The sequence below is a fragment of the Mesorhizobium sp. M0761 genome, assembly GCF_040320205.1.
GTDB lineage: Bacteria > Pseudomonadota > Alphaproteobacteria > Rhizobiales > Rhizobiaceae > Mesorhizobium.
The window spans coordinates 39,285-51,390 of record NZ_JAMYPF010000015.1; the positions used below are offsets into that span (position 1 = coordinate 39,285).

General features: G+C 59.8%; 13 protein-coding genes. 3 read left to right on the forward strand and 10 right to left on the reverse strand.

Features of this window, described 5'->3' with window-relative positions:
• Positions 1-4 precede the first annotated feature (4 nt).
• The 8 genes from NKI32_RS22325 to NKI32_RS22360 all read right to left on the reverse strand — a co-directional run bounded on the left by NKI32_RS22325 (position 5) and on the right by NKI32_RS22360 (position 7,203).
• The gene (locus NKI32_RS22325) at positions 5-1,165 is read right to left on the reverse strand and encodes a glycosyltransferase family protein (protein WP_353003636.1); all 1,161 of its coding nucleotides are present in this window, start codon (positions 1,163-1,165) and stop codon (positions 5-7) included.
• A gap of 54 nt (positions 1,166-1,219) precedes the next feature.
• Positions 1,220-1,723: a GNAT family N-acetyltransferase gene (locus tag NKI32_RS22330; protein WP_023731357.1), complete on the reverse strand. Its 504-nt coding sequence runs from the start codon at positions 1,721-1,723 to the stop codon at positions 1,220-1,222.
• The gene (locus NKI32_RS22335; RefSeq protein ID WP_352512866.1) at positions 1,720-2,847 is read right to left on the reverse strand and encodes a DegT/DnrJ/EryC1/StrS family aminotransferase; all 1,128 of its coding nucleotides are present in this window, start codon (positions 2,845-2,847) and stop codon (positions 1,720-1,722) included. Before NKI32_RS22335 ends, NKI32_RS22330 begins: the two co-directional genes overlap by 4 nt.
• A 28-nt stretch (positions 2,848-2,875) precedes the next feature.
• Entirely contained in the window at positions 2,876-3,784 is a 909-nt protein-coding gene (gene rfbD, locus NKI32_RS22340; RefSeq protein WP_352904691.1) for a dTDP-4-dehydrorhamnose reductase, read from the reverse strand.
• Positions 3,781-4,875, reverse strand: coding sequence for a dTDP-glucose 4,6-dehydratase (rfbB, locus tag NKI32_RS22345; RefSeq protein WP_023670704.1), 1,095 nt, complete (start codon positions 4,873-4,875; stop codon positions 3,781-3,783). Before rfbB ends, rfbD begins: the two co-directional genes overlap by 4 nt.
• Positions 4,876-4,900: 25 nt before the next feature.
• Positions 4,901-5,455 carry a dTDP-4-dehydrorhamnose 3,5-epimerase gene (gene rfbC, locus NKI32_RS22350; protein WP_352512870.1) on the reverse strand — a complete coding sequence of 185 codons (555 nt, stop codon included), beginning with the start codon at positions 5,453-5,455 and terminating at the stop codon, positions 4,901-4,903.
• Between the two features lies 1 nt (position 5,456).
• Entirely contained in the window at positions 5,457-6,338 is an 882-nt protein-coding gene (gene rfbA, locus NKI32_RS22355; protein ID WP_023731361.1) for a glucose-1-phosphate thymidylyltransferase RfbA, read from the reverse strand.
• A gap of 271 nt (positions 6,339-6,609) precedes the next feature.
• Positions 6,610-7,203 carry a biotin transporter BioY gene (locus NKI32_RS22360; RefSeq protein ID WP_023670701.1) on the reverse strand — a complete coding sequence of 198 codons (594 nt, stop codon included), beginning with the start codon at positions 7,201-7,203 and terminating at the stop codon, positions 6,610-6,612.
• A gap of 117 nt (positions 7,204-7,320) precedes the next feature.
• On the opposite strand from NKI32_RS22360, the gene NKI32_RS22365 reads away from it, so the two are divergent.
• Positions 7,321-8,229, forward strand: a complete 909-nt coding sequence (locus tag NKI32_RS22365) for an MBL fold metallo-hydrolase (protein ID WP_352667471.1) — start codon at positions 7,321-7,323, stop codon at positions 8,227-8,229.
• A 4-nt stretch (positions 8,230-8,233) separates the two neighbouring features.
• Here NKI32_RS22365 and NKI32_RS22370 read toward each other — a convergent pair whose 3' ends face one another.
• Both NKI32_RS22370 and NKI32_RS22375 read right to left on the reverse strand, forming a co-directional pair.
• Complete coding sequence (locus tag NKI32_RS22370; protein ID WP_023684603.1) at positions 8,234-9,016, reverse strand: DUF1499 domain-containing protein; 783 nt, start codon at positions 9,014-9,016, stop codon at positions 8,234-8,236.
• Between the two features lie 122 nt (positions 9,017-9,138).
• On the reverse strand, positions 9,139-10,767 hold the full coding sequence (locus tag NKI32_RS22375; protein ID WP_352514498.1) for a fatty-acid--CoA ligase: 1,629 nt from the start codon (positions 10,765-10,767) through the stop codon (positions 9,139-9,141).
• Between the two features lie 312 nt (positions 10,768-11,079).
• On the opposite strand from NKI32_RS22375, the gene NKI32_RS22380 reads away from it, so the two are divergent.
• Together NKI32_RS22380 and NKI32_RS22385 are read left to right on the forward strand one after the other, a co-directional pair.
• Entirely contained in the window at positions 11,080-11,439 is a 360-nt protein-coding gene (locus NKI32_RS22380; RefSeq protein ID WP_023670697.1) for a hypothetical protein, read from the forward strand.
• A gap of 159 nt (positions 11,440-11,598) precedes the next feature.
• The gene (locus NKI32_RS22385; protein WP_023731365.1) at positions 11,599-11,988 is read left to right on the forward strand and encodes a DUF427 domain-containing protein; all 390 of its coding nucleotides are present in this window, start codon (positions 11,599-11,601) and stop codon (positions 11,986-11,988) included.
• The last annotated feature ends 118 nt before the right edge of the window (positions 11,989-12,106 follow it).

A 12,106-nucleotide genomic window follows, 5' to 3' on the forward strand; every position in this document is an offset into this window, starting at 1 on the left:
AGCACTAGGCACGAACCAGTATTTTTCGAATTATTTTCTGGGTGATAAGAAAACACCCTCCATCTCGATAGTTCACCATAAAGTGTACTCTATACCTTTCGAATCTCCCCCATAATTTCTCCCACCTAACTTTTCTCAAATTAAGCTTTTTTACATTTTTCGGACGACGGCCATCCATTTGAATGAATACGTCAGCCCAATTCTGGGAGACCGTACTTAAAGTATATCGTTTCTTAGCGTCATCAAATGCGACACCAATCAATTCATTTCGTTTTTCCGGCAACTTAACCAGCATTGATATCGCATCCAGCCACGCTTTCTCGGTATTGTCAACGAGAAGTCCTGTTTGTGCATCCCTTACGACGTCTTTGTATGGAGTAATGTTTGAGTATATCCCGGCTATACGAAGGGCGCCATACTCACGATACTTGTTATCTGTCTTGCTGCGGTTTGCTTCATGGTCGATCAGAGGTGCCAAGCCAATCGCCCAATTTCTCGAAGTCTGGAATTTGATGTAGGCGCCGTAGTCGCCAGTGTGCGGAAAAAACCGAACTCGTGCGCCGGCCTTGACTCCCCATGGAAGGACACCGGCGAACTCGAATACCGTTTTTGGAAATCTCTCCAGGATCGGCTGAATAAGCGGCGATATCAAACTCAAATCAGCAACCCGCGAAGGGCTTCCCGCAAAGCCGATTCGGATTTCGTCAGTAGAAACCGAAGACGGGCCGTCAATGAGTGAAAAATCGAAAAACGACGGCAGAACCGTCACGCGGGCATTAAAACTTGATACGAACCTAGCCAGTTCGGGGGAGTTTACGATAACGGTCTCAGCATGAGAAACCATAAACTCCAACGATTTCCTGACAGTTGGATGCCGATAATACAATGCGAGAGGATTGTCTCCAACAATTCTCCAAAAATTATCATCGATATAGTACACATATGGCCTGCCCGCATCAGAGAGTAGTTTTGCCCATGCCGAAGCCTGTGAGTCGGCGCACCTTACAAACATTGGAATTGTATTTGGTGAAAAGTCACCTACCTGAAGTTCGGTCATGAATTTTACTTCGTGATCGACGCCATGAGCCCGACAGGCCTCCATGATTTGCTCAAGCAAATATGTAGTGGCAATTTTTGCCTCTATGATCATTAGGATCCTGGCCATGTCGAGCTCACATAGCCCGGCGCGGAGGCGTTAGCATGAAATTGCGCCTCGCGGTCATGGAGTTCTACCTCGACCCAAGCCCATGCGGATCAAGCCATCGGAACGGCCTTCCTCAATAAACCCCTCGCGTATGTAAAGGCGAATGGCTTTTGTATTTTGCTCCATGACCTCAAGGAAGAGATAGGAGAGGTTCAGGAATTGCGTGCCGAAGCGGACGATTTCCGCGCATGAGCGGCCGATATAGCCTTTGCCAGCCATTTCTGGCGCGACTAGAAATCGGCCAACTTCCGCGCTCCGGGTATTCTCATCGATATCGTAAATGGCGCACTGGCCGACCGGGTGGCCATTCGCTTCCACCAGAAAGAAAAAATCATTTTTCTTTTTGAGGTAGCTTTTGTACCAGGCGATATGCGCGGCAAGGTTGATCCTGTCGGATGTGTTGAACCAGACGCGTGCGTCGTCACGATTGCGCCAGGCAAGGATTGTCTCGAGATCCCGCTCCTCCACGAGCCTCAAGATAACCGTGCCGTCTCCGAAAGGGGCGATTTGCGGTTTCATTGGGCGTATTTGAGAACCAGTTCGGAAACCAAGTCCACATCCGTCTTGCTCATGCGAAGATGCAGCGGCAACGATATGATTTCCTTGCTTGCCGCCGAAGCATTTGGACAGGTACCTGCCGCGAAGGCGTACATCCGGTAGTCGGTGTTGTCACGATAGTGAACGCCGGGATAGACACCGTGCTCGTTAAGGGCAAGCATCAGATTATCGCGGTTCTGAACGCGTATCTGGAGAAGATGCTGGGCAGACTCACAACTATCCACGGTCGGCACTACATTGACGTGGTTGTGACCCTCAAGATGGTGACGGTACCAAAATGCCAGCTGACGCCGGAACGCGTTGTCGACATCAAGATATTTCAGCTGCACGATAGCAATCGCGGCCATGATGGAGTTGCCGTGATACTTGTAGCCAAGCTCCTCGACGTCATACATCCATTTGTAGGCGCCCTGAGCGGCCGTGCGAGCATATGTATCCTTGTTGATCCCCAACCAAGTCAGCTTACGAACTCGCTCGTCATCCTCTGCCTCCTTGAAGCAGATCATTCCAGAATCGGCTGTGGGAAGATTTTTGACGGCCTGAAAACTGAATATCGTCGCATCGGCATCACCGCCAATGTGCGTTCCGTTGACCCGTGTGCCTGACATATGAGCCGCATCGAGCACCAGCTTGATGTCATGCGCGCGACAAATCTCCAGTATCTCCTGATAGCGGCCCGTATTGCCTCCCATGCCGACAAAGATCAGCGCTTTTGTCTTGTCCGTGATCCGCTTGAGCACGCTTTCGGGGTCGAGGCAGAGGTATTCATCAACGTCTGCGAACACCGGCTTGAGGCCTGTCTGAAGGATGGCGTGATTGGTCGAAACGAAAGTCAGCGGCGTCGTGATAACCTCGTCGTCGTCGCTCCATCCGTGCTTGGATTTGAAAAGCTCAAAAGCCAGGTGAAGTCCAACCGTGTTGGAATTCAGGAAGTGGGCATGCGGAATGCCGGTATAGTTCTTCCACGCCGTTTCAAACTCCGCAGTCTTGAAGCCAAGACCTGTCCATCCTTTTTCAAGGCACTCACGGATTTCCGACAGGCATTCTTCAATACGGAAATTCGGTACAAATAGCTGAACTGACATCAAATGTGCTCCGGTAGCGCCTGCTGGTTCATAGGGTTGGCGTGCATTTCGTCTCCGCGATCAAAAGACGGGATACGACGTCTACGGTGGAACCGTGCCAATCCGGTGCCGTCCAGTTGAATGTGCCTTCGAACTCCGCCGTCGATAACCGAGAATTTCGCGGGCGCAGCGCCTTGGTCGGGTAGTCACTCGTGGATATCTCCTTCACCGCAGCGTAGGGCCCGTCAAGCGCTCGACTCGTAGCCAGGATATGATGCGCGAAGCCACTCCGGTTAGTGTCACCGGTTCCCACGAGATGATACACGCCAAAGCGAGCAAAACTTCTGTCGCCATGCAGGACCGCCGACGAAACCAGGATCGCGTCAGCTAAATCAAAAGCGGAGGTCGGATTTCCCCATTGGTCGGCAACCACCGCGATCTCGTCGCGGTTGGCGGCGAGCCCAAGGATGATCCTGACGAAATTCTTGCCGAACGGGCTATAAGCCCAGGCCGTGCGCAGGATCAGATGGCGCGGATTGACGGCGGCCACGGCCAGCTCGCCGGCAAGCTTGGAGGCGCCGTAGACGCCGAGCGGTGCGGTGGCGTCGGTCTCGACATAGGCGCCGTCCTTGGTGCCATCGAAGACGTAGTCGGTCGACAGATGGATTACGGGCACGCCGAGCTTCGCGGCCGCCTCGGCGACCTTGCCGGCGCCGACGGCGTTCACAGCGAAGGCAAGATCGGGCTCGTCCTCGGCCTGGTCGACCGCGGTGTAGGCGGCAGCCGACACCACAATATCCGGCCGCGCTGCCGCGAGTGCGTCGAACACCGTATCGGGCCGCGCCAGATCGAGCACTGGGCGGCCGAGGGTGACGACCTCGATGCCATCGCGCCTCTGCCCGGCCTCCAGCAGGCTGGCAGCGACCTGACCCTCGCGTCCGGTGACAACCAGCCTCACGCCGCGCCCTTCCTGCCTTCAACCTGGCCGCGCGACCGGACTTGCCCCAGCCGCTCGCCGGCGTAGCGCTGCTCGCGGATCGGTCCCCACCACCATTTGTTGTCGAGGAACCAGTCGACGGTCCTTGCAAGGCCGCTGTCGAAACTCTCCGCCGGCGCCCAACCGAGATCCCGGCCGATCTTGGAGGCATCGATTGCATAGCGGCGGTCGTGGCCGGGCCGATCGGTGACGAAGCTGATCAAATCGCGGTAGCTCCTGCCGCCGCTGCGCGGACGCCTGATGTCGAGCAGGCCGCAGATCGTCTCGACGACGCCAAGGTTGGTACGCTCGGAATTGCCGCCGACATTGTAACTTTCGCCGGGCTGGCCCTTTGTGGCGACCAGTTCCAGAGCACGGGCGTGATCCTCGACGAACAGCCAGTCGCGCACATTGGCGCCAGCGCCGTAGACCGGCAGCGGCTTTTCGTCGAGCGCGTTGAGGATGACCAGCGGGATCAGCTTTTCGGGGAAGTGATAAGGCCCGTAATTGTTCGAACAGTTGGAGAGCACGACCGGCAGGCCGTACGTCTCGTGCCAGGCCCGCACCAGATGGTCGGATGCGGCCTTGGAGGCGGAATAGGGCGAGGATGGCGCGTAAGGCGTCTCCTCCACGAACATGCCGCCATCGAAGGGCAGATCGCCGAACACCTCGTCGGTCGAGACATGGTGGAAGCGGAAGCGCGCCTTCCTGTCCTCGTCAAGGCCGCGCCAATATTCGAGCGCCGAATTCAGCACCCGGTAGGTACCGACGATGTTGGTCTCGATGAAGGCGCCGGGTCCGTCGATCGAGCGGTCGACATGGCTTTCGGCGGCGAGGTTCATGACGACGTCGATCTCGTCGCGGTGGAGGATGTCGAGAACCGCCCGCTCGTCACAGATGTCGGCCTGCGCAAATTTGTAGTTGTGTGCATTCTCGATGGTGCGCAGCGAGGCCAGATTGCCGGCATAGGTGAGCTTGTCGAGATTGGTCACATGGTAGGCCGGATTGGCGCACAAATGCCGGCACACGGCCGAGCCGATGAAGCCGGCACCGCCTGTCACCAGAAAATTCATGGCGCTCTCCTCACATCGTCGCGCGTCATGCGAACACCTCGGCCTCAGCAAGCGCCGACGCCTTGAGGTCCTTGGCCGAGAGCTCGAAGGCGCCGACCGGCGACGGCCAATCGATGCCGATATCAGGATCGTCGAAACGGATCGATCGATCATGCGCCGGCGAATAGGTGTCGGTGACCTTATACAGAACCTCGGTGTCCGGCACGAGCGTGACGAAACCGTGCGCGAAACCCTTCGGCACGAGGATCTGGTTGCCTCTCTCGGCCGATATTTCGAGCGCGACCCATTTTCCGAAGGTTTTCGAGCTGCGGCGGATGTCGACCGCCACGTCGAGAATGCGGCCTCTGATTACACGCAGCAGCTTGTCCTGCGCGCGTGGAGGCAGTTGATAGTGAAGCCCCCGCACGACACCTGCGGCAGCCGAATAGGAATGATTGTCCTGGACGAAACGCAGATCGATGCCGGCCTCGGCAAAGGCCTCGGCATTCCAGGTTTCGATGAAATAACCGCGCGCATCGCCGTGCCGCTTCGGCACGATTTCCAGCACGCCGTCCAAACCGAGCTGCCTGACTTCCAGCACCCTATGTCTCCGTCAGCTCGGTGACACGCCGGCGCAGATAGGCGGCGTATTCGTTCTTGCCCAGTCGCGTGGCGCGCTCAAGCACCTTGTCGGCGGTCAGCCAGCCCTGCTCGAAAGCGATTTCTTCAGGACAGGCGACCTTGATCCCCTGGCGGTGCTCGATCGTGCGCACGAAGGAAGAGGCTTCATGCAGGCTGTCATGCGTGCCGGTGTCGAGCCAGGCATAGCCGCGGCCGAGCTGATGCACGTGCAATTTCCCGCGCTCGAGATAGACGTTGTTGACCGCCGTGATCTCGAGTTCGCCACGCGCCGAGGGCTTGATCGTCGACGCGATGTCGACGACCTCATTGTCGTAGAAATAGAGGCCGGTGACCGCCCAGTTGGACTTCGGCTCCGGCGGCTTCTCCTCGATCGTCAAAGCCGTGCCGCTGAGCTTGTCGAACGACACCACGCCGTAGCGCTGCGGGTCCTCGACATGGTAGGCGAACACCGACGCGCCGCTTTGGCGCTGCGCAGCAGTGCGGCAGAGCTGCGACAGGCCCTCGCCGAAATAGATGTTGTCGCCGAGAATCATCGACACATTATCCTTGCCGATGAAGTCGCGGCCGATGATGAAGGCCTCGGCAAGCCCGTTGGGCTGCGCCTGCTCGGCATAGGAGAATTCGACCCCGAATTCCGAACCGTCGCCCAGCAACTCCCGAAACACCGGCAAGTCGCGAGGTGTCGAAATGATCAAAATCTGGCGGATACCGGCGAGCATCAAGACGCTCAGCGGATAAAAAATCATCGGCTTGTCGTATATCGGCAGGACTTGCTTAGAGATCGCTAATGTTAGGGGATAAAGACGCGTCCCGCTGCCTCCCGCAAGGATTATTCCTTTCACAAGCTCTCCTTGAATTGCCGGCCCCCGCCCTGAAATCAAGTTGCTCGTGCTTAGGTTTCGCGCAATGGCTTGTCAATTCAATCTCGGCCGTGGATCGGCGCCAGAATTGCTCTGCATCTGCCGTCTCGCGGCAATTTGATCTACCAGCCACAAGCTGACGATGCAAATGGGCGTGGCGATTTGGCAACCGGCTTGCGCCATCGGCTGGCGGACGCGCGACAACAAAAAGCCGGCGGGCCTTGGACCCGCCGGCTCATTCATTTGTCCGGTTTCAGGGCTGCTTGGGCAGCAGCGACCATATCGCCGGCACCAGGCTGGCGGCGAGCGCAACCTTGATCAAATCCCCGAGGACGAACGGCAAAACGCCGAACTGCCACGCCTTTTCCACGCCGATGAGGGTGGCCAGCCAGGCAAAGCCCATGGCCATCATGACGATTTCGGCGACCAGCATGGCGTTGAACAGCTTGATCGGGTGGCGGTCCCAGCCGCGGTCGGCGGCCCAGCCGACAATGGCCGCCATGACGACGAAGCCGGCGAGATAACCGCCGGTGCCGCCGATCATGTAGGCGATGCCGATGCCCTTTTCAGGCGTGCTCTGGAAGACCGGGAAGCCCATGGCGCCTTCGGCCATGTAGAGAAGCAGGGTAGCGACGCCAAGCCGCAGGCCAAACGCGGTGGCGATCAGCAGGACGGCCAGCGTCTGCATCGAGATGTCGACCGGCCCGAGCACGACTTTCGTCTTGGCCGACAGGGTCAAAAGCAGCGTTCCGGCGATCGCGAGCAAAAGCTGGGTTGCCAGGCGCTGCGCGCCCTCCTGGGGCAAAGCGAGAGAAACAAGCGGACGCATCGTCGTTGCAAGTGCCATGGTCTTCCCCAATCCGGATTGCCGCAGATCGCGGCCTTGCGTTTTTCTATATTGGCTTCCGTGTTATGCGGCAATCAGTTTTGCCGTCCTCCTGAACAGAGGTTCAACGACACCGCCATGGCGCTCAAATTCGACACCAGCTTCGATCCCGCCTATGGCCGGGGCGTCACCGTCGCGCTCGAGGTCTTGCGCGTCACCGCCAAAAACCCCAGCCCATTCACCTTTCACGGCACAAACAGCTACATTGTCGGCCGCGACACACTGGCGGTGATCGACCCGGGTCCGGATGATGAAGCGCATTTCCAGACGTTGCTGAAGGTGATCGCAAACCGGCCGGTGAGCCATATTTTCGTCAGTCACACGCATCGCGACCATTCTCCGCTGGCCGCCCGGCTGAAAGCGCGCACCGGTGCCGCCGTGCTGGCCGAAGGCCCGCACCGCCCGGCAAGGCCGCTGCGGATCGGCGAGATCAATCCGCTCGACGCCAGCGCCGACACCGGTTTCGTGCCGGATGTCACTTTGCCCGACGATACGCTGGTCGAGGGCGATGGCTGGACGATCCGGACGGTGCTGACGCCGGGCCACACCGCCAATCACGCGGCATTTGCGCTCGAAGGCACCGGCATCCTGTTTTCGGCCGACCATGTGATGGCGTGGGCGACGTCGATCGTGGCGCCGCCGGACGGCGCGATGGCCGACTACATGGCCTCGCTGGATAAATTGATCGCGCGCGGCGACCGCCTGCTGCTGCCCGGCCATGGCGGCCCGGTGAATGCGCCGCGCAGCTTCATGCGCGGGCTGAAGACTCACCGCAAGATGCGCGAACGGGCGATCCTCGAACGGATCCGGGGCGGCGACCGGACAATCCCGGACATGGTCAAGGCGATCTACAGGGACACCGACCCGCGCCTGCATGGCGCCGCCGGCCTGTCGGTGCTTGCCCATCTCGAGGACCTGGTGGCGCGCGGCCTGGTTGCTACCCAGGGTGACCCGGCCATCGACGGCGTTTTTGTGCCGGTGGGGTAGAGAGCTACTCGGCCGGCGCGGCACCCACCTGGCCCGCAACTTCCTGATCAAGTTCGGCGAGGAACCCGACGATACGCGCGGCATTGTCGCCGAGGTCGTAGCGGCCGTAGCGGGAGGCCGAGCGCATGTCGACGACGATGGTGTCGCCATCATTGCTGACCCGGATGGCGACGTCGGCGGGCAGGCCGACGACGAAGCTCCGGGCAACGGCCGATATCGTCACCTCGTCCTGACCGTCCGTCACCGGATATGGCGCGGTAAGTTGCCAATCGCGGCGGTCGAGCACGGTTTCAACGGCGTCGACGACGGTTTCGAAAGGCAGATTGTAGCTATGCCCGGTGACCAGCGGATAGGCGTCGGCCTGCAGGCGCGCTTCGCCCGGCGTTGGCAGCGCGAGCACGTTCATGTCCTTGGTGCGGTCGCTGGTGTCGAGCACTGGCGGATTGTCGAGGTCCGTCGTGATGTCCCTCAGGGGCGGCGTGGTCGCCGCCAAATAGGTGGCAAAGCCGTAGGGCGTCAGCACCAGCAGCGCCAGCAGGGCGCCGACCGAGAGGTCGCGGCCGCCACGGTCACCGAAATGCCACAGCCGGGACAAAGCGAGGCCGGCAAACAGCAAAGCGAACGCGGCAAGCAAGGCGACGATCGCCAGCACCCACAGGAAGGCCGGCGTTTCGACCAGTTCGAAATGATGGCCGGCCAGCACGGTGAGCAGCAGGACCAGGGCAAAAGCGCCCGTGCGCCGCGACCAGCCGGCCGCCTTCGATGTCTGCCGCTCGTCAATTTCCATTGTCTTCAGCACCGCCCCAACCCGCACAGACGCTTAGAGCAAAGGATGCTCAAATTGAACATCCCCTGCCCTAACGTTTTTGCCGCCGGTAGCTTGAAGGTCAAGGAAACGCACGGTCCCGGTCAATCCGTCGGCAGGCGGTAGTCGCTGAACTGCTTGCGCAAGGTGATCTTCTGGATCTTGCCGGTGGCGGTGTGCGGGATTTCACTGACGAAAGCGACGTCGTCGGGCATCCACCATTTCGGCACCTTGCCGTCCATGAACGCCAGTATATCGGCCTTGCTCGGTTCCTTGCCGGGCTTGGCGACCACGACCAGCAAGGGCCGCTCGCCCCATTTCGAATGATGGACGCCGATCGCCGCGGCCTCGGCGACATCGGGATGGCCGACGGCGAGGTTCTCCAGGTCGATGGTCGATATCCACTCGCCGCCCGACTTAATGACGTCCTTGGCGCGATCGGTGATCTGCATGTAGCCGCCGGACTCGATATGGGCGACATCGCCAGTGTCGAACCAGCCGTCCTTGTCGAACTGCTCGGCGCCGACGCCGCCATAATAGGCGCTGGCGACGGCTGGACCGCGCACCTTCAGCCGGCCGAAGGTCTTGCCGTCCCAAGGCAGTTCCTTGTCGTCGTCATCCGTCACCTTCATCTCGACCCCGAAGGGCGGGTAGCCCTGCTTGCCCTGGATATCGAGCCGGTCCTCGCCCTCGAGCGCTTGATACTGCGGCTTCATGGTGCACAGCGTGCCGAGCGGTGACATTTCGGTCATGCCCCAGGCATGGATGACTTCGACACCGTAATTGTCCTGGAATTTCCTGGTGATGGCGCGCGGGCAGGAAGAGCCGCCGATGACGACTTTGCTGAGATAGGGAAGCTTCTTGCCGGTCTCTTCCAGATGCTGCAGCAGCATCATCCAGACGGTCGGCACGGCGGCGCTGAAGGTCACCTTCTCGGTGTCGAGCAGCTCGTAGATCGAGGCGCCGTCCATCTTGCAACCGGGCATGACCAGCTTGGCGCCGATCATCGGCGCGCTCTGGCCAAGGCCCCAGGCATTGGCATGGAACATTGGCACGACGGGGAGGATCGTGTCCCGCGCGGAGAGGCCCATGGCGTCGGGCATGGCAGCAATCATGGCATGCAGCACATTCGAGCGGTGGCTGTAGAGCACGCCTTTGGGATCGCCCGTCGTGCCGGAGGTGTAGCACATGCCGGCTGCGGTGTTTTCGCCGAAAACCTTCCAGGCGAAGTCGCCATCGGCCTCGTTCAACCAGTCCTCATAGGCAACCACATTCGGCAGCGTCGTTTCAGGCAGATGCGCCTTGTCGGTCAGGACGATCACCTTTTTCAGCGATTTGACGGCGCCGGCGATCTTTTCCAGCAGCGGCATGAAGGTCAGGTCGACGAAGATCCCTCTATCCTGCGCATTGTTCATGATCCAGACGATCTGCTCGGGGAACAAACGCGGGTTAAGCGTATGGTAGATGGCGCCGATGCCCATGATGCCGTACCAGGCCTCTATGTGGCGCGCCGTGTTCCAGGCCAGGGTCGCGATGCGGTCTCCGAGCACAAAGCCATCGCGCTCCAACCGTTGAGCGACCTTGAGCGCGCGGCGATGAACTTCAGCATAGGTGGTGCGAACGACAGGACCTTCGATCGAGCGCGAGACGATCTCGCGCGTCCCGTGCTGCCGCTCGGCATTGTCGATCAGCTTGTGGCAGAGCAGCGGCCATTCCTGCATCAGTCCGAGCATCTGGTTCCTCCCATTGCTTCCTCGTTTTTCCCGTCTTTTGTTCCATTGTGGGACGAACGGACGGATTGTCCAGCCATGACGTCTCCAACCGTTAACGGCTGAAGCAAGCAGTGATCGAAAGGCGGGGAAAACCGCCACAATCCGGCCATCGTCGACGTTAAGGTTCGTTAACGGGGTAGGGGTGCGGATTGGCGACTGAAAGAGGTTCGCATGGACACGCAGCTCGACGACAAGCAGATCGACGACAGGCAGATCGACGACAGGCAGATCGACGACAGGCAGCTGGCTGACAGCGGGGCCGAAGACGTGCAGTTGGACGATATTCAACTCGACGACAAAGAGCTTGAAGACACGCTTGCCGCAAGTCTGGCCGATCTCGTGCCGGAGGCCAAAAAGGTTTCCGAAGACGAATTTGTCGAGGTGGTCGGCGGCGCCCTTGAGGCGGTCGGCGGCACGCTGCTGTTCAAAATGTGCGTCCAGAACGAAGGCGAAGGCCAGCATGTCGCCGCCGCATCGATCGGCGACGGCGGCAATCGCCAGTTCCTGCTGCTCACCTTGCCGACCGGCGGCGGCCCGCTGAAGGTCGAGACGACGTCAAGAAGCACCAACCCGGTAGCCGGTATTGCCGCGGCCTATGCCGGCCTAATGGACGTGTTCAAGACCGCAGCCTAGCATTCCATGCGGGATCGTTTTTAGTGATCGGAAGGCCAGCTCTGGCCTACTGGCGAAGGCTTGCGCAACGAGTTCTCCAGACACATTTTAGGGACATGGGAAGCAACCCCGCACGCTCTCAATCGGACTGTGCTCCCAATCGAACAAGGAGAACCCCGCATGGACCAGATCGCCAACCCCGCCCCCGGCTTTCAGAGCAATCCCGGCAAGGTCATCACCGTCGAACCCTATCGGGGTACCGTGGTCGTGCGTGCCGGCGATACGGTGATCGCCTCATCGACGCGGGCGAAGCTTCTGTCCGAACCGCCCTACCGCCAGGCATTCTACATCCCCTTCGAAGACATCGACTTCACCCAGCTCGGCAAAACCACCCTGTCGACCCACTGCCCCTACAAGGGCGACGCCAGCTACTGGAGCGTGCTGCCGGCCGGCGAGACCGGCAAGGACGCAATGTGGGGCTATGAGCAGCCGTTCGACGAAATGGCTGAGATTCGCGACCACGGCGCCTTCTATCCTGACAGGGTGACGATCGAAGCAGCACCGGCCTGAGCAAGCGACTCAAGCCGCCGTTGCTCGCTTCGTCATCCCAGGGTCTTCGCGACGGAGCTTCGCTCCTGTTTCACCCTGGGATGACGAAGCTCAGAGGCCTCGGCTAATCTCAAACGTC

Excerpts from the sequence above, each read along its gene's own strand:
- NKI32_RS22325 (WP_353003636.1), bottom strand. The coding sequence starts at position 1,165 with ATGGCCAGGATCCTAATGATCATAGAGGCAAAAATTGCCACTACATAT.
- NKI32_RS22330 (WP_023731357.1), bottom strand. The coding sequence starts at position 1,723 with ATGAAACCGCAAATCGCCCCTTTCGGAGACGGCACGGTTATCTTGAGG.
- NKI32_RS22335 (WP_352512866.1), bottom strand. The coding sequence starts at position 2,847 with ATGTCAGTTCAGCTATTTGTACCGAATTTCCGTATTGAAGAATGCCTG.
- rfbB (WP_023670704.1), bottom strand. The coding sequence starts at position 4,875 with ATGAATTTTCTGGTGACAGGCGGTGCCGGCTTCATCGGCTCGGCCGTG.
- NKI32_RS22360 (WP_023670701.1), bottom strand. The coding sequence starts at position 7,203 with ATGGCACTTGCAACGACGATGCGTCCGCTTGTTTCTCTCGCTTTGCCC.
- NKI32_RS22365 (WP_352667471.1), top strand. The coding sequence starts at position 7,321 with ATGGCGCTCAAATTCGACACCAGCTTCGATCCCGCCTATGGCCGGGGC.
- NKI32_RS22370 (WP_023684603.1), bottom strand. The coding sequence starts at position 9,016 with ATGGAAATTGACGAGCGGCAGACATCGAAGGCGGCCGGCTGGTCGCGG.
- NKI32_RS22375 (WP_352514498.1), bottom strand. The coding sequence starts at position 10,767 with ATGCTCGGACTGATGCAGGAATGGCCGCTGCTCTGCCACAAGCTGATC.
- NKI32_RS22385 (WP_023731365.1), top strand. The coding sequence starts at position 11,599 with ATGGACCAGATCGCCAACCCCGCCCCCGGCTTTCAGAGCAATCCCGGC.